Origin of the sequence: Thiomicrorhabdus heinhorstiae, from assembly GCF_013391765.2 — a bacterium.
GTDB lineage: Bacteria > Pseudomonadota > Gammaproteobacteria > Thiomicrospirales > Thiomicrospiraceae > Thiomicrorhabdus > Thiomicrorhabdus heinhorstiae.
In genome coordinates, this window is sequence record NZ_JACBGI020000003.1 from 114,775 (window position 1) to 131,662 (window position 16,888).

The following is a 16,888-nucleotide window of genomic DNA, read 5'->3' on the forward strand; positions in this document are numbered from 1 at the left end:
AATTTTCAGAAAAAACCGTTTGAATAACTGGTATACACAAAGTGGCTGTTGCAAACATTAAAGCATGTTTTTCAGCACGCTCTTCACATAACCGTTAGAGATCCCTTTGACAGGGGAACCCGTGTTGTAAATGGATAAGGCCGATAAAATATGCCCACTTCTCAAATGCGCTTCGAGCAGAATCAATGATGCCATAACCGCACTACGACACCCGTCCAGAGCATCCTCGATGTCAAATCCCATTTTATTCAGGTAACCACCTTCTTCAAAATGTTGAGAGTTTATCTGCAACAGACCAACATCAAAATTCATTCCGCTCCTTTGCAAACCGGAAATCAGCAGGAGCGCTTGTTTCTTTGACTCAGGCTGAGAACGAAGACGACTATTTGAATTCAAGCCAATCGCAAAAGGATTCATTTCTGACTCCACTTTTGCTTGAGCTATTAACAACCGTTGATAATCTAATAATGCACATTTTTCTATATGCCCGCGAAACACCTCCTTTCGCACATCATTTGCCTCTGACGCCAACACACAGGAAGGTCCAATAAAGCAAATTGACAATATAATTACCGCATACCGATACGTCACCCAATCCATCAATAATCAACCTCTCTCAACACCCGCGTCAAAAAACAACAATAACAAACTATTTCAAACACTTATAAATAATTTAAAAAAGTTAATAATTTTGCAGGACCAATATCGCAAGAGCCCCTAAAATCAAAAAAGGCCCAAAAGCAAACTGCCTGCTCTGTGCGCCCTGTACTGCCATCTGCAAAATGCCCCAAAAAATACCGGTCAAAGCGGCAATCAATAAAATCGGCGATAGCGCCTGCCAGCCGAACCATGCACCCAAGGCGGCAAACAGCTTAAAGTCACCATAGCCCATCCCCTCCTTGCCGGTTGCCAGCTTAAAGCCCCAAAACACCAGCCATAGCGACAGATAACCCGCAGCGGCACCAATCGCAGCTGATTTAATATCCACAAATCCCCAAATAGCATTCACCGTCAGGCCTAACGCCAGCAATGGCAAACTCAGGCTGTCCAGAATCAATTGATGTTCGATATCGATAACAAAAATCAACACCAGAAACCACATCAGTAGTACATACAGCAGAGCCTTTTCGGTAAAACCAAACAACACAAACGGCAATAAGGTCATAAGACCGGTAAACAGCTCAATCCAAAAATAGCGGCTTGGTACGCGAGTGCCGCAATTGGCACAACGCCCACGATAAAACAGCCAACTAAATAGCGGGATTAACTGTTTTGGGGTCAAGTCGGTTTGGCAACTTGGGCATTGAGAACGCGACCAGCTCATGGCTTTAATCTGAGCCAAAAGTCCCATGCCGACCATACGCGGCATACGCCAGGTCACCATAGTGAAAAAGCTGCCGAACAGTAAACCGATAACTGCAATAAAGCTATAGAGTAACCAGTCAGGATAGATAGCTAACAGATTAGACACTTACCGCTTTCCTTCTACTCATTACGAAAAATACCAACACCGTCATCAGCAGTAACAGCTGTGCGATAAGCGTTTCCAGATTGGCATTAAGCCCAATCCAGCTAAGGCTGTAATCTACAGGCAGCAGCGTCTTGTCCAGTACCCCGCCCATCTGCAACTCCATAATGCCCTTGCCGATAAAGCTAAAACTCATGAACAACAGGAAGACCGCCGTAAACACAAAGAAGCCTTTCATCGGGAAATGGTAGCTAAGGTTTTTCATCACCCAGTAGATCACCAGCAAAGACAGCATAGCTGCCGCGATACCAGCTAAAACCGGTTCATAAGCACTGGCGGCATCCGCCAAAAGTGCTTGATAGAAAAAGATCGTCTCGACCCCTTCACGGAACACCGCCAGAAAACTCACTCCCGCCATTGCCAGCACCCCACCTGTTCCGAGTGCCTGTTCCGACTGTGAAAACAAAGACTGCTTCCAATCCATGTTGCGTTTTTGGTACAACCAGCCGGAAACATACAGCATCATTAAGGCGGCGAAGATCATGACACTGCCCTCAAAATTTTCACGATAGGCTCCTGAAACCGAAATCAGTTTCATCATGCCCCACGCCAGCAGCACACTTGCCACAACCGCTAAAACTGCTCCCAACCAAATCGACGGTACGCGGTCAGCATTGCCGGAACGTTTCAAATACATGACCAGAGCCGTAATCACCAATAGCGCCTCAACGCCTTCGCGCAACAAAATGACAAACGATTGCAAAAACTGACTGGTCCAGGTAAAACTACGGTTTTCATAAAGTTTCTCGGCCGTCGCCAGATTCTGTTTTAAGGATGCTAAGGGCGCTTGCAACTTGACTTTTGGCTCGCCCTTCATTGCCAAGCCGATTAAGTCTCCAAAATCCGATTCGATTTTGACCACCAGATTCTGATCCAACAGTCCAATATCCAACTCCATGCCGGAAGCTTCAAAAACATCAAAATACAGACGTGAATAGGCATTACCAGTTTGCACACCGTTTTGCGGGTCATAGGCGGCATATAACTTATCCGCCTCTACGGTAAGCAACTGCGTCACTTCATCCACAGAACCAAAATCCGCCGCCTGCGCAGGCGTAGCCATCAACAGCACACTGCTAAACAACACACCACTGACAATCTTCATCCAGTGCAACCAAAAACCCTGTTTCATTTAATTAAACCTCTTAAAATCTATCCTTGGACCTCTGTGCCAAATTCGCTATGGCATAACAAACTGTTTTGCAGCACGCCAGAGCAGACTTTGGTGGCATAAAGCCTTAACTGAGCATGCCCAATACTCTTGTAAACTGTTTTTTTAATGCCTGTTTTGCCGCCAAGTGTTCATTTGCGTCCTGCTGCGCGCCGTAGCGATAGTTCAGATACTGTTCAATCAGAGGCTCTACCAGTAGCGCCAGACTCTCATCCTTTTGTGCCAACCGTTGCAAGTAGTGCGACGGGCATTCACCGGCACGCGCCTGCACTTGCGTTTGCAGACGGCTCTGTAGCTTGTAATAGAGTTGCTGAATCGGATCTTGCGGCTTACGGCTACGCAGCATACTGATAAATAACCACGCCGGAATCAGCAGTAGCGGCACGAGCAAAAACAGCAGTCCCCAACGTAATATCGATGCACTATCCTTATCGCCGTCATTTGCAAACAGCGCCTGTTGTTTTTCGGCATCATAATCAACCAGCCAATCATCCAACCACTGCCACCAGCTCTCTTGCGAATGCCCCTGCACCTCGGAAGAGCCACGCTCACTTGGCGGCCTTTGAGCATAATTACCTTCTTTGCCTATGGCTGTTTTGCTCGAATCAACAGTTTTTTGTTTGTCAGTCTGTTGCCGCGGTGCTGACTTGAGTTCCGAAGCCAAGGCGCTCTTAACCTGTTTTTTAGCAGTGTTAATAAAATCCTGCACCTCAACACGAGTCCAGCCTTGCCCGGTAACCCAAGTCTCAACCCAGATATGTGCATGCGACTGCTTGACCATTACATAGTCGGTCAGCGCCACCAGATTACCGCCTCGAAAACCGGTCACCAAACGACTCGGCATACCGGATGCGCGCAAAATCAGAACCATTGCCGAAGCCATGTCCAGCACACTGCCGCCACGATCGTCAAACCACACTTTGTCGAGATAGTTATCCTGCAAAGCTTCACTGCGCTCACGCTTATAAAACGACTGTTTTAACTCACGATAGAGCGCCAGAATACGCTCACTTTCATCACCGTAATCCTGCGCCAGCTCTATGCCATACTGCTGTAAACGCGGGTGTTGCCCTTGCGGATAGTCCAGTGCATCAAACCAATCCTGGTCTTTAACCTGCGGTTTAAGCTGGAAATCCTGTATCCAGTAAGAGTCATAACCGAACTCCTGATGAAGATTACGAATACTCATCAACTGGAAATCACGACTTAAAAAGGTTTCCGGAGAACCCGGAGTAGAAGTGTCCAGCGCATACAGCCAACGCTGACCATGTGGCATCACCTTTACATGATATTTTTGCGGCGTCCCCTTGTAGCTGATGACCTTCTGCCACTGCTTTTTGGTGCGGTACCGATCGCGCATCAAACCATTACGGCTCATATCTTCGTCATCGATATACCACTCCTTGCCGTCAAAATGGCTAAACACCGGCCCGCGCCAGTACATATCACTTTTATAAGGCACCTTGCCCTTAAATTCGGCAATTAGAACCGTATTCGATTGACTCAGAAAATCGCTAAAACGGTCACTGCGCAGGCGATTACCCTCCAACATCGGCTCCGGTGGTGCAGATTGTGTCAGATTAATCGGCACCCCAAAAGCGATGCCTAAATCCCATAGCGGCCCTTCATAACGCGGCATTAAAAAGAACATCAAGACTGCCAGCGGCATTGCCAAAACAAATAATTTAAAGGAGACAAACAGGTCACGTTGCCACTGCAAACACCCGCTTTGGAAGAGCAATACCAGCGAAAACAGCATGCCAAAAAGCAATAACATCAGGAACGCAAATCCCTGAATAGAATTCCAATACAGAGTACCTATTCCCACCAGCACCAGCATGGCGGCAATAATCCACAAGACTTCGGACTTTTTCTGAATCTCAATCAGTTTCAGCAGTACCACCAGCACCAGAAAACCACTAATGACCTGTGCCGAAAGCCAGTTAAGCTGCGTTAGAAAAACAGCGGCAATATAACCGCTGACCGTCACCAGCATCACCAGAGGATTCCAGCGTCGCAGCGATTTCCAGCGACGTACCGCCACAAACCACAGTAGCAACGCTGTCAATCCCAACCATAACCAATCGGCAAGCAATGGTGATACCGAAACCAGACTTAGCATGAACAGCGCAAACACCAGCCACAGCAGGCGGCCTTCAAAACGCTCAACAAAAAATGCTAAATGCGCCTTCATGCCGACTTGCCTCGCCCCATATCGCGCGCCAGCAGGGTTTTAACACGGCTCATAAAATTCGCAGCTGGTGCTTGTTGCGTCTCTGGTACCGTTTGTTCGCTCTTTTCCATCTGATAGGCTGCCAGCATTTGTAAACACTGATGCTTATGAGCATGGCCTTTAGTAGCACTAAGCACCGAAGTATCCAGTTTCAAACCATACTCCAGCCCTAATCTTTCCGCTTCCAGCACCCATTTGGCCAATTGCGATAAACGAAGCTCCAGCGGTAAATGCTTAAGGCTATTGCCGTCAATCATTAACGAACTGGCATTCAAGCCACCGCTAAAATCACTACTCATCAGCTCTTCGCTGCGGGCATAAGCTTTCCAGTTAATATGGCTTGGATTATCGGAAGGTTGATAGTGACGCAGCGACTGCATTTCATCCGCTTCAATGCCGCTGTGATTCTGCTGTTGGTCTAACAGCTCTTTAAGACGCAATGCCCCTCTTGGCGCCGGATAAGCCCATTCACTCAACTCGGTTTGCACCTTGCGGTAGAACACAAACAGCCCGACCGGATAGATACTGGCGAGATTCAGTGGTGTCAATGCAAGCTGTCCACGACGCTCGGCATTCAGTTCTAACTCAACGCTTTGCGTACTTTTGCCGGTAATATTCTCCCAACCGCCGTTCTGCTGTCGACAATCAACAAACACCGCTTCCGCCAGCGTTCGCCCCGAATTACGGATAAACAGCTGTAACTGCAACTTTTCGCCAACAAAGCCCGGTGCGGTTTTAACGCCGACCAGTTGCAAATTCGCAAAACTGAGCCAACCAAGCAGTAGCGATATTAAAAGTAACGCTATCAGTACAAACACCAGCATAAACAGCAGGTTATTGTTGTAATTTACCGCCATTACCCAGCCAATCACCGCCATAAGCGCGAAAACCCATCCCAGAGAAGTCGGTTTAAAACGTAAAGCGCCCAGCTTCGCCTGCTGCATTAAGCAACTCCTACCTGATCAAGAATCGCCTGTAGTTTAGCGATTACCGCATGGCGCTCACCCGATAGACGATGCGCCGCCACCGGAATAAACACCTCCTGAATATCTGCCGGCAAAACTTTGTTATCACCGCGAATCAGGGCCCACGCCTGAGCGGCACGCAGTAAACTCTGGGCAGCACGGGTCGAAAGTCCACTTTCAAAACCGTCTGTAAAACGAGTCTGCTGTAGCAGGTCCAGCACATACTCAACCAGGTTTTCCGAGAGATTGACTTGCGCAACGGCTGAACGCAGTGCCATAAGTTCATCTACACTCATTACCGGTGCAATTTTATGCAGTAAATCGCGTTTGTTTTCACCTAACAGAATTGCCGCTTCCGACTGACGATCCGGGTAACCGAGCGATAGACTCATTAGGAAACGATCCAACTGCGCTTCCGGCAGCTCAAAGGTTCCCAACTGTCCATAAGGGTTTTGTGTTGCCACTACCCAAAAAGGCACCGGCAAACGTCTATGCTCGCCACCAACGGTCACACGGCGCTCTTCCATCGCTTCCAAAAGCGCACTTTGCGACTTTGGCGGCATACGATTAATCTCATCCATTAACAGCAGAGAGGTAAACACCGGCCCTTCAATAAAACGGAAAGTCTCATCCTGCTTGGAAAACACCTGAGTTCCGATTAAATCGCTCGGCAACAAATCATTCGTCCCCTGAACACGCTTCATCTCCAGTCCGGTAACATGCGACAGTGCCTGCGCCAACAGGGTTTTTCCTGTACCCGGCAGGTCTTCCAGCAGTACATGCCCATCCGCTAGAAAACAGCTGAAAATCAGTTTCAACTCATGTGGTTTACCGACAATAATCTGATTTAGGGTGTTTAAAACCGCATCCACTTTGGTTCTGTTATCTGTCACTTTTATTCCTTTAAAAATACGTCGTCATTTGGGTCTGTTGACAGCCCTAGAGTGAATTCAAAAATACCAGAAGCGCTTCGCGGTTAGCCTTTTCCAATTGCATATATCTCTGCTTGGCGGCTTCCGCTTCGCCGCCGTGCCAGAGAATCGCTTCCTGAAGCCCGCGAGCCCGACCGTCATGCAGGAAATAGTCATGTCCGTTTACGGTTTTCGTTAAACCAATGCCCCATAGCGGCGCAGTTCGCCATTCACGTTTTTCCGCCCTGAAATCAGGGCGCCCTGACAAGCCCTCCCCCATATCGTGCAAGAGCAGATCCGTATAAGGATGGATTGTCTGATTGTTTAGGCGCGACCATTTGTGTCCAGCGGTTTTCACCTCGGTTTTATGGCAGTTCGCACACCCGATCTGATGAAAAACAGCCTCGCCTTTTAAGGCCAGTGGATTCGTCACATCACGACGATAAGGCACCCCCAGAAATTGCAGATAGGTCGTCACATCGTTCATTTGCGCCTCAGACATTTCCAACTTGCCGCTATCGTAGGCCTGCAGACATTCTTTCTGCTCCGGGCGGCAATTCTGGTAAGCGAGGAAATCCGGATGGTATTCGCTGGTTAACTCTCTAAACATCAGGTTAGTCAAGCCAATATCGTTAAAGGCTGCATCCGCAGTCTGCATCCGCAAGGTGGAGTTATTCGCTTTCCAACCGAACCGCCCCAGCTCGTTTTCACCCTTCTCCGGGTTCCAGACATAATTCGGTTTGCCGGAAATACCATCGCCGTCGGCATCGCTTTCATCTGCCCAGTTTAAAATCGTCTCTTCCGGAATCGCTTCCAGCAATCCTAAACCAAATACCGGATTGGCAATCCGCGCTTCAATGATCGAATCCGAACGGATATCGACATTAGCCGACGTTAAAATATGAAATATCGGTTTACGCAGCGAAAACGATTCTCCATCCGCAAAACTTCCAGGCATTTCCAACCATGAAATCCGTGTATCCGCTTCCGCCGGAACGCCCTCAATTCCGCGATCGGCAATCTGATAACCAATCCCAGGATGGGGTGCCATTGGCTGACCGTGCAACCCTTTACCCGGAACGGAAATACGGAAAAACATTCCTGAAAGCGGTTCAAAACGGTTTTTCGGCGGCATCGCGCGACCGTCACTTACATGACACGCTTCGCAGGAAACATTATTAAAATGAGGCCCCAAACCATCCGCATCATATCGCCAGTTTGACGGAACTGACGGGGTCACGGTACGTTCAAACACTCCGTCACCGCGATCAAAGGCGGCTGATAATCCCCAGGAAAGGTTTGGCGCTTCCTGTTCGTACGCCAGTTTTCCAGAATGAAAATGCGTCAAATCGCCTCCACTTAAGCTTCTTGGATCTTCTTTTTCCAGATAATTCATCGACGCTTCGCCATACCCCTCAAACGGCACGACATAGGAACGATACGCTTGAACCAGCAACGCCAGTAGCGCCACCCCAAGGCCGAACAGGCTGATAATCAAAACCCGACTCAGCCCCCCTTTCCCGATCTCTTCAACCGGGGGGGCGTTAGAAACCTCTCCCGAATGCATAGCTCTCTCCTTACTTTCAACTATTTGCCCACGTTTCCCGGTGCCCTTAGGAAATCAAGCTTCATTCAAACGTTGCGCGCGTGTCAGATACAGACGCAAAGCAGATAGAAAAATACCCAACAACAACAGCCACAGCAGGTAACCGGACAGCAAGGTAACATAATTGAAACCGAGTTCGACCCAGCGAATATCAACAAAGACGCTAAAGAAGAAAAATGCATACCATGACCCTCCTGCAATAACCGGACCGATCCACATGCTGATTAAGCGCTTGTGCATTAAAAGCGCATTAATCACAATGACGGTGAACAATGTCAGCCGCATCAGAACCTCGGGGTTCGCCATCCAATAGAGATAATTGTTGATATGGTAGCTGTAAAGAAAAATGGCAAACTCCGACAGCACAATCAACATCATCCCGATACGCAAGACAAAATAGACGATATGCATAAATTTACGCTGTTCCGGTAAAGTCTCTCCCGCCGCAACCACGTAATAATAGAAAACCAGTGCAAAGGTGGACGAGCCGACACTCAATCCCACTGCAAACTGGTGAAACAAATTTACCCAAAATAATTCAGACATGGTTTTTCTCCCCGAACCCGTTCAACTTAAACACCTCAAAGAACGCGATTTCTGCTTGCTTGAGGCATGCCGCAAGAGACATACGGTAATTCCGTTTCGGATACTCCCGCTGTTCACCTAATACGCAAAATCCATTCGCTTGTATTTGCGTTCGGTCGCATCGCTCTTTAGATACAACACCACCATCCCCGACTTGGGAAACACCGCTTTTTCCGCAACCGCTCGACGCTCGCCCTCAAGCTGAAAACGTTTCTGTACGGATTGCGACGAAGCACAGGCACTTAACACGACCGCCCCCAAAGCAATCAAGATGATTTTCTTCATTTTTTGACTCCGATCCCGGCCGCCGGTCCGTTCCCGGCAGCGTTCATGACATAACGCACTGGAACCTTCTGTGCAGCCAGAACCTGTTCCACCGGCTGACCGGAAATCAAGATCGCCGAACGGGTTGCATAACCATCGATCCGAACCTCTTTTTCTCCGTGGGGGAAAACCCACGCCAGCCCACTCCAATAATCTCCAAGACTGTTTTCATCCAACATCAACCTGGATCTCTGCTGATTGGTGACCACAACCCGGGTGAAAAACAAACCGTTTTTCTCAACGGTTCCCAGTGTATTCACCAACAGAGAATCATGGAACCAGTCAAGTCCGGTTCCGCTATCAAACTGTCCCGGATCGTTTAACAGTTCTTGCACCGTCTGCGCAACCGCTTCCATATTCTGCAGGTTCAGATCACCGTATTTACCGCGCTCTCGGGCAGATTTTCGCGCCTCGTCATCTAGAAGATCCTTTTGCTCATCCAGACTGAGTTCCTGCTGAACCCGTTTCAGGCCTTCTCCGGTCAGATCAACCGAGTCATAGATATAGGGTTTGATAAGAATCACCAGTTCACTACGACTGAAAGCTTTTTCCTTACTTGATAAAGCGTCTTTTAAAACCGGGATTTTATTCACACCCGGGATTCCTCTAACATCGTCGCTTTTGCTTTCCTCGATCAAACCGCCGATCGCAATGGTCTGGGCGTGTTTGGCAACGGCCGTCAAGGTCAGCTGAGTCGTAGTGTAGGTATCGATCGAATAATTTTCCAAAGTCGATCCACCGGTTGAAACCGGAATCGTGGCCGCCCCTTCCTTGATTTGGGAAATTTCCTGCTCGATGTCCAACGTTACCGTTGCATCGGAGTTAATCCGCGGCCAGATTTTCAATTTCGTTCCAATATCCTTTTTAGAGATTTCCGTTGTCACCACAATCGGCTGCACGACGCCATCGGATACGGTTCCCCCTGACGAGGAGACATTTTCAACCAGCGGACGTTCCTCGCCGATAAAGATCTCCGCCTCCTTGTTATTCGATGCCATAATCAAAGGGGTGGAAATCAGTTTGGTACGATTCTCCGTTTCCAGAAACGCCAGCTTGGCGAGCCAGTTACTGTTTGCCACCTGAAACAGCAGGCTGCCGGTAGTCAACTGATCCGGCTTCATCCCCAGACCGAACACCTGCTCGGGAATACTGCTGCCTGAACTCAGCGGATTCTGCGTCGACGATGAACTCGGCCCGGAAGTTGTTTTGCTATCGGTATATTGAAAATCAAAAACCGAATCTTCGTCCTCACCCAGAGCAACCCGCATAATTTTCATTTGCAGCAAAACCTGCTTCGCGGGCTGGTCGATCTCTTTGATCAACTGCTCGATGTCCTGCAAAGCCCTTTCGTCGCTGCTTCTTACCAATAACAAGTTATGCAGGCTGTTATAGGTCACGCGAATCGGCGCCGCCTGAATCATTCCGCTCACATCTGATTCCGTCAGCCGGGTTCTCGCCCCGATCTGTTCCAGCTTTGCGGTAGTTAGAGATTCCAGCGTTTCCGCATCACCAGCCAATTCATTAGCTTGTGCATTTGAGCCGAGATTCTGGTAATTGTTATTTCTTGAACGGTTGTTTCTCGAATTTCGGTTGCTGCTCACGCTGCTGCCGGAACTGCTATTCCCCGAATCCATGTCTCCGTCGAATTCGTAACTTTCATCGGTTTCCGGTTCCTGCAGAATCACCCGCGTGCCAAACAAAGCGCGGATGGAATTTGCCGCACTGACGACGTTCTGATGTTTCAAAGTAAAGACTTTGGTCGATTCATTACGGTATACCAGTACATCTTCTTTAAACTGATCACGGGTCATTACCACGAAAACGTTCGAATCCTGACCTTTGCGATACCATAAACCGGTCACTCGGCACATACTGTCAACCGCTTCTTCCAGTGAAGCCTTGCGAATAAACAGAGAAAAACGCACCTTGGAAGCATCTTTGGTTACGATGACATTCTGTCCCGAAAGTTCGGACAAAATTCTCACTGCATCCTGAGTGGTCAATTCTTTAAACTCGATATCGCCAATATAATCTGCCCTTTTTTGTTTGGGCGTTTGCACTTCTTCGGCTGCAAAGAGTGTTTTCGCCGACGTTTCTTCCTGATCCGCATTTTTTGAATCTTCTGCATAGAGCGCTCCCGGCAGGGTTGCCAGAAATAAGGTCAGTAGCGCCGCCTTCATGGACTTTTTCATTTTCAAATTACCTAACAACAATCACTTCACCCAGCTTTCCGACTTCAATCAACAAACTCAGACGATCAATCCGAGTCACCTTGATCACATTGTTAAAACCACCGTCGGGAATACTCACCGTATCACCTTCTCTGACAATATAAGTTCCCAAACTTCCCACTTCGAGAACCGCTGCCTTATCGTTTTCCGATTTGATAATCAAACCTCTTAGAGACAGTTTGGGTAGTTTGATATCAGTTGTCAGACGGGTAAAACTGTATTCCGTCTGGGCGGGTTTTCGCCCCGCTGCACTGCGTTTGCTGCGCATCAATCGTGGCGTCAAGGCAAATGGATCCCGGCTGGCCTCCGGAGAATATGACCATTGCCGATCCTGCAGAGCGGATGACGCTACGTCCGCATCGTCGAGCCCCTCTCTTTCAAGACCGCTCCTCTGCGGCGAGAGGTTCTGTTGTCGGCCAGTCGTTTCCCGTTCTGAAACGGTCTCACTCGATAACCGTGAGTTCTCATTCAAGTTGCCGTAATAATCGAATAGTTGTTGCACCTGCTGATGCGCTTTGCCGCTGACGCCATCCGGCAGCTGCTTTAACATCTGCAGCGCATTTTTTTGCAATTGTTCGACATTGATGTCCTCAGGTTCGGCATAGGCGTGCAGCGAATAACTCATCACCAACCCCAGGCAAAGAAGGCGTAAAACGCTCAAGAACACTTTTTCCTTTTTCGGTACAGAGCCTACGCATTCGATTTTTTTCATCTTGTTAATAAATTGCATAGCAAAGCCCTTCATTACCTTCCACCCGTCGCGACGGCAAAAATCGCCTGGAAAAAAGACACATACACAAACCCAACCATTCCGCCGACGATCAACGTCAAAGCCGGTTCGATCATTGAGGTCATCGCCTTAATCCGCGAATCCAACTCTTTGTGGTAAAAAGCACCCAATTCATCGAACACTTCGCCCAATTCCCCGCTCACTTCACCCGAAGCGACCAGGTGTAAAACCATATCCGGAATTTCTTTCTGTCTTAAAGCGACCGCCAGTTTTTCACCCTGTACAATCCTCTCGGCCGCTTGATTAAAACTGTGTTTTAAAACGCTGTTTGCATTGATCGCCGAAGCAATCCTTACCGAATCCAGCACGGTCAAACCGCTCGCCAGCATCATCGACAGTGTCCAGCTGGTTTTCGCCATCCCGGCGGCAATAATCGAGCTACCGATCAGCGGCAGTTTCAAAATCATCCGGTCAATAAAAAACCGGCTTTTTTCCTGGGTATAGGCCGCTAAAATCAGAAAAACGGCGATTGCGACACCGATGCCCAGCATCGGACCGTAATCCTGCATCCACTCCGACATGTCCATCAACGCCTGGGTCGAAGCGGGCAGTTCAGCATTCCGCGCGCCCAAAAAAGTGGCAAACTTCGGTACAACCCCGATCACCAGAAACAGAATGACCGCAATAGAAGCCAAAACCACGATCAACGGATACGTCAAGCTGGAAATTAATTTGCGCTTGATTTCGATCGCTTTATCCAGATCCTCGGACAAACGCCCCATGATTTTGTCCGTTTCCCCGGTCACTTCTCCGGCAGTGAGCAAACTGACGGCAATATCCGGAAAAACCGACTTTTCCTCAGCCATTGCCGCCGAAAACGTCATGCCTTCCTGAATATTCACCACCATGCGTTTAACCGCTCTTTTCAAACGGTAGCGCTTGATGAGTGGTTCTACCGACTCCAACGCCTGCACAATCGTGTGTCCGGAACGCAACAGCAACGACATCTGCCGGAAAAACATCAGCAGATCCGCAGAAGCGACACGTTTATAACGCCGCGGATTCAAATGCCCCAGATAATCAATCAGTCGCTGTTTATGGCCTTGCAGCTTCTCGATTTCAACGATAAACAATCCCTGCAAACGCAACTCGGAGGCGGCCTCAGTTTCGCTTTCAACATCCAGCGTTCCGCGGACTTCCTTACCTTGTTTATCCAGCGCGACATAACGAAAATCAGCCATCTGTTTCGGCTCCGTAATCAATGTGGTAATGATGAACATCTTCCAGAGACACTTCTCCGTCCAGAATTCTCTGGCGGGCACTGTCCCACAAACTGAAAAAATTCTCCGACTCTCGCAATTGATGTTCGGCCACTTCGCCAACGATGGCATCACTGACACGGTGATCAACCCACAAGGCTTCATACAAACCGACACGCCCCTGACACCCGGTACCGTTACAAACCGGGCATCCCGTCGCTTTATAAAGCGTGACTGGCCCGTCTTCGGCATCCATACCCAGCAAAGCGCGCTCACTTTCATCCGCCTCATAGGGCTGTTTACAGTGATCGCACAAACGACACACCAGACGCTGCGCCATAATGCCGACCACCGTCGTTCCAACCAAATAACGGTCACAACCCAAATTCACCAGTCGCGAAACCGCACTGATGGCATTATTGGTATGTAAGGTGGAAAGTACCAGATGCCCGGTCATAGACGCTTTTAAAGCGGTTTCCGCCGTTTCGAGATCACGCACCTCGCCGACCAAAATAACATCCGGATCGTGACGCAGAAACGAACGCAGAGCGCTGCTGAAATTCACTTTCGACGTCATTTGCACCTGACTGATACCCGGCAGATTCTGTTCAACGGGGTCTTCCACCGTCAAAATATTTTTTTCATTGGCGTTCATGGCCCGGATACAGGCATAAAGTGTGGTCGATTTACCGCTCCCGGTCGGGCCAGTCACCAGTAGCATGCCGTGCGGCAACTGCAGCACCTCTTTCAGACGACCGACAACCTGTTGCGGCATGCCGAGCTGGTCCAGTTGCAAAGCATCTTCAATCGCTCCGAGAATACGCATCGTAATGCGTTCCCCCCAACGGGTCGGAATTGAGGCGACACGAATGTCCATTTCCGGCAAATCCCAGTCCTGAACCCGGTAAGTCAGACCACCGTCCTGAGGCAAACGCTGTTCGGAAATATCCATATCCGACAGCACTTTGATCCGGTTGACCAGTGCCTCGGTTTCCGCCAGGGTCAAACGCATCCCTAACGTTTGCATCATGCCGTCGACGCGCATTCGTACACGGGTAAAATCATGTCCCGGTTCGATATGAATGTCCGAAGCACGGCGGACATAGCTCTGCTTCATCAGGCCGTCCAACGCCAAAACCGCATCGAATTCATCTTCTTCGGCCGTTGCATGCATTGACGCCAACGCATATTTCAAAGCGTCGGGCTCCGCCACCGCCGGTAATACTTTCTCCCCCAGGGCACGTTGCACCAAGTCCAGAACCACCCGATCGTGAGGGTCCTGCATGGCCAGATACAACTGTCCGTCCAGATGCACCGGCAATACCTCTTTTCGCAACAACAGATTCACCGAGAGTCTGGCAAGCGGGGCGGCACTTGCATCCAGTTGATCCGCATGGATATACGGCAGTTCATACTGCTGTGCCAGAGCTTGATAAAAGGCGCTTTCCGGAAAACGGTAATGGCGCATCAATAACTCCAGCACGGAACGTCTTTCGCGGCGTGCCTGCGGACGTAAGTCGTTCAGCGTATCAACATCAATCAACCCCACCTGCAACGCGGCGGTAGTCAAAATAGATTCGTTTTTAATCAAAATTCACCCTTGTGCTACGCAAACAGGCGCAACAACTTATCCACCGCCTGCGGATTACTCGCCATCTCTCTGGCTCGGTACGGACTGATTGCACCACGTTTGACCAGCTCGACAAACGCCTGATCCATTGTCTGCATACCTTCCGCCCGGCTGGTTTCAATCACCGAATACAACTGCTTACTCCGATCCATCGCAATCAGATTGCTGACCGCCTTATTGACATGCATAATTTCCAGTGCCGCCGCACGACCATTTCGGTGATCCAGACGAATCAGTTTTTGTGAAATCACACTACGCAGACACATTGCAAAACGGCTGCGTGCAATTCCCTGCTCCTCGCCGGGGAAAAAGCCAACCACCCGATCCACTGTGCCGACGGCATCATTCGTATGCAAAGTCGAAAACACCAGGTGTCCGGTTTCGGCGGCACTGATCGCTGCCTGAACCGTCTCACGGTCGCGCAACTCTCCAACCAGGATGACGTCAGGATCCTCTCGCAGAGACGCACGCACCGCACTGGCAAAGCTGCTCACATCGGTCACCAACTCACGTTGATGGATAATCGACTTCTGTGCCTGATAGACAAATTCCACCGGGTCTTCAATCGTGATAATGTGGCGATTTTGTGTGCGGTTGATATGATTGATCAGTGCCGCCAGCGTGGTTGATTTTCCGCTTCCGGTCGCACCGGTTACCAAAACCAGGCCGTCTTTCAAATTTGCCAGTCCCTGAACATATTCAGGCAGCCCAAGTTCGGAAAAAGAGAGAAAATCATCACTTAGATAACGCAACGCCAGACATGGCTGATTCATCGACCGGTACAAATTGGCGCGAAAACGGTAGCCGAGTTCCGAGGTATAACCGAAATCCACCTGCCCGTCCTGTTCATACAGTTGCCACTGGCTGTCGGACAAAATATGTCTGGCAATGGCTTGCAGATCGTCTTTCGAAATACACACGCCATCAACGGTTTTCAGTTCACCGCTGATTCGAAACGCCACCGGGCGATCCACGGTCAGATGAAGATCGGAACCCCCATTTTGCACGCAGTCGGTTAATAAACGATCAAACACCTCTCCAACACTTTCACAGCTCATAAAGCCAACACCACCATGACATTCAAATATTGCTGTGCCGAACGATCACCACCAGCGTTTTCGTCAGCCAACTCCGCTTCAATTTGGATATTGACCGGCGACACCTGATAGGTCAGTGAATCCAGCTCTCGCAAAAACGCCATCAGATCGCCGTAACGAGTATTCATTTGATATTTCAGCAACGGTCGCCCCCACTGATTAGAAGTGTCGAAATACACTTTCTCCCGCTCTGCCTGCGCCTGTTTGATCGATGCCTTACCGATTTCACTAACCGATTGAATTCGAACCCGGTTTACCTCCGCCAGATCGGAGATCCCCAACTGCAGATTCTGATAAACCTGAATATCGTTCAACGGCATAAACACCGAACTCAGTTGCTGATACTCGACCTGTAACCCGGCCTTCACCTCTTCCATCTCCTTGTACTTTTTTTCCAGAGACAATGAAGACTCCGGCATTTTTGGCACTTCTTTGGTCTTTAATTGCAAGCGGTTTTCCGCGCGGCTCACCATACTTTCCGTATGGGTCAGCGCCTGATAATTCCCCCAATGCCACAGCAACAGGTACATTCCGACCACGCCAAAGGTCACCAGCATCAAAATCTGGTTTTGCTTCTTTCTTCCCAAGCGATTCCACGACTGCATGCTCTATTTAGTC

The 16,888-nt window shown here is 49.3% G+C and carries 15 protein-coding genes; all 15 read right to left on the reverse strand.

All coding sequences use genetic code 11. The features are described 5' to 3' along the window. Positions 1-57: 57 nt before the first annotated feature. The gene (locus H8792_RS03360) at positions 58-600 is read right to left on the reverse strand and encodes a transglycosylase SLT domain-containing protein (RefSeq protein WP_194947641.1); all 543 of its coding nucleotides are present in this window, start codon (positions 598-600) and stop codon (positions 58-60) included. A gap of 82 nt (positions 601-682) precedes the next feature. After that, positions 683-1,471 carry a prepilin peptidase gene (locus H8792_RS03365; protein ID WP_185977517.1) on the reverse strand — a complete coding sequence of 263 codons (789 nt, stop codon included), beginning with the start codon at positions 1,469-1,471 and terminating at the stop codon, positions 683-685. Continuing rightward, on the reverse strand, positions 1,464-2,660 hold the full coding sequence (locus H8792_RS03370; RefSeq protein ID WP_185977518.1) for an FTR1 family iron permease: 1,197 nt from the start codon (positions 2,658-2,660) through the stop codon (positions 1,464-1,466). The genes H8792_RS03365 and H8792_RS03370 overlap by 8 nt, the downstream gene beginning before the upstream one ends. A 106-nt stretch (positions 2,661-2,766) precedes the next feature. Next, a complete protein-coding gene (locus H8792_RS03375; RefSeq protein ID WP_185977519.1) occupies positions 2,767-4,893 on the reverse strand; it encodes a transglutaminase family protein in 2,127 nt (708 codons plus the stop codon). After that, on the reverse strand, positions 4,890-5,876 hold the full coding sequence (locus H8792_RS03380; RefSeq protein WP_185977520.1) for a DUF58 domain-containing protein: 987 nt from the start codon (positions 5,874-5,876) through the stop codon (positions 4,890-4,892). The genes H8792_RS03375 and H8792_RS03380 overlap by 4 nt, the downstream gene beginning before the upstream one ends. After that, a complete protein-coding gene (locus tag H8792_RS12725; protein WP_185977521.1) occupies positions 5,876-6,790 on the reverse strand; it encodes an AAA family ATPase in 915 nt (304 codons plus the stop codon). The genes H8792_RS03380 and H8792_RS12725 overlap by 1 nt, the downstream gene beginning before the upstream one ends. Before the next feature lie 46 nt (positions 6,791-6,836). Beyond that, positions 6,837-8,375: a di-heme oxidoreductase family protein gene (locus tag H8792_RS03390; protein ID WP_185977522.1), complete on the reverse strand. Its 1,539-nt coding sequence runs from the start codon at positions 8,373-8,375 to the stop codon at positions 6,837-6,839. Between the two features lie 54 nt (positions 8,376-8,429). Next, complete coding sequence (locus H8792_RS03395) at positions 8,430-8,960, reverse strand: hypothetical protein (protein WP_185977523.1); 531 nt, start codon at positions 8,958-8,960, stop codon at positions 8,430-8,432. Between the two features lie 117 nt (positions 8,961-9,077). Next, on the reverse strand, positions 9,078-9,284 hold the full coding sequence (locus H8792_RS03400; RefSeq protein WP_185977524.1) for a lipoprotein: 207 nt from the start codon (positions 9,282-9,284) through the stop codon (positions 9,078-9,080). Next, positions 9,281-11,515 carry a type II secretion system protein GspD gene (locus H8792_RS03405; protein WP_185977525.1) on the reverse strand — a complete coding sequence of 745 codons (2,235 nt, stop codon included), beginning with the start codon at positions 11,513-11,515 and terminating at the stop codon, positions 9,281-9,283. The genes H8792_RS03400 and H8792_RS03405 overlap by 4 nt, the downstream gene beginning before the upstream one ends. 7 nt (positions 11,516-11,522) lie before the next feature. Beyond that, positions 11,523-12,179 (reverse strand): hypothetical protein, encoded by a 657-nt coding sequence (locus tag H8792_RS03410; protein ID WP_185977526.1) that lies wholly within the window; start codon positions 12,177-12,179, stop codon positions 11,523-11,525. A gap of 119 nt (positions 12,180-12,298) precedes the next feature. Then, on the reverse strand, positions 12,299-13,525 hold the full coding sequence (locus H8792_RS03415; protein WP_185977527.1) for a type II secretion system F family protein: 1,227 nt from the start codon (positions 13,523-13,525) through the stop codon (positions 12,299-12,301). Beyond that, on the reverse strand, positions 13,518-15,134 hold the full coding sequence (locus H8792_RS03420) for a GspE/PulE family protein (protein ID WP_228766915.1): 1,617 nt from the start codon (positions 15,132-15,134) through the stop codon (positions 13,518-13,520). The genes H8792_RS03415 and H8792_RS03420 overlap by 8 nt, the downstream gene beginning before the upstream one ends. A 14-nt stretch (positions 15,135-15,148) precedes the next feature. Beyond that, positions 15,149-16,231 (reverse strand): type IV pilus twitching motility protein PilT, encoded by a 1,083-nt coding sequence (locus H8792_RS03425; protein ID WP_185977528.1) that lies wholly within the window; start codon positions 16,229-16,231, stop codon positions 15,149-15,151. Continuing rightward, on the reverse strand, positions 16,228-16,875 hold the full coding sequence (locus tag H8792_RS03430; RefSeq protein ID WP_185977529.1) for a hypothetical protein: 648 nt from the start codon (positions 16,873-16,875) through the stop codon (positions 16,228-16,230). Before H8792_RS03430 ends, H8792_RS03425 begins: the two co-directional genes overlap by 4 nt. Positions 16,876-16,888 lie beyond the last annotated feature (13 nt).

Bases quoted from the DNA above. Each gene is read 5' to 3' on its own strand.
- H8792_RS03395 (WP_185977523.1), bottom strand. From the start codon at position 8,960: ATGTCTGAATTATTTTGGGTAAATTTGTTTCACCAGTTTGCAGTGGGA.
- H8792_RS03370 (WP_185977518.1), bottom strand. From the start codon at position 2,660: ATGAAACAGGGTTTTTGGTTGCACTGGATGAAGATTGTCAGTGGTGTG.
- H8792_RS03380 (WP_185977520.1), bottom strand. From the start codon at position 5,876: ATGCAGCAGGCGAAGCTGGGCGCTTTACGTTTTAAACCGACTTCTCTG.
- H8792_RS03425 (WP_185977528.1), bottom strand. From the start codon at position 16,231: ATGAGCTGTGAAAGTGTTGGAGAGGTGTTTGATCGTTTATTAACCGAC.
- H8792_RS03390 (WP_185977522.1), bottom strand. From the start codon at position 8,375: ATGCATTCGGGAGAGGTTTCTAACGCCCCCCCGGTTGAAGAGATCGGG.
- H8792_RS03415 (WP_185977527.1), bottom strand. From the start codon at position 13,525: ATGGCTGATTTTCGTTATGTCGCGCTGGATAAACAAGGTAAGGAAGTC.
- H8792_RS03400 (WP_185977524.1), bottom strand. From the start codon at position 9,284: ATGAAGAAAATCATCTTGATTGCTTTGGGGGCGGTCGTGTTAAGTGCC.
- H8792_RS03405 (WP_185977525.1), bottom strand. From the start codon at position 11,515: ATGAAAAAGTCCATGAAGGCGGCGCTACTGACCTTATTTCTGGCAACC.
- H8792_RS03410 (WP_185977526.1), bottom strand. From the start codon at position 12,179: ATGAGTTATTCGCTGCACGCCTATGCCGAACCTGAGGACATCAATGTC.
- H8792_RS03430 (WP_185977529.1), bottom strand. From the start codon at position 16,875: ATGCAGTCGTGGAATCGCTTGGGAAGAAAGAAGCAAAACCAGATTTTG.
- H8792_RS03360 (WP_194947641.1), bottom strand. From the start codon at position 600: ATGGATTGGGTGACGTATCGGTATGCGGTAATTATATTGTCAATTTGC.
- H8792_RS03375 (WP_185977519.1), bottom strand. From the start codon at position 4,893: ATGAAGGCGCATTTAGCATTTTTTGTTGAGCGTTTTGAAGGCCGCCTG.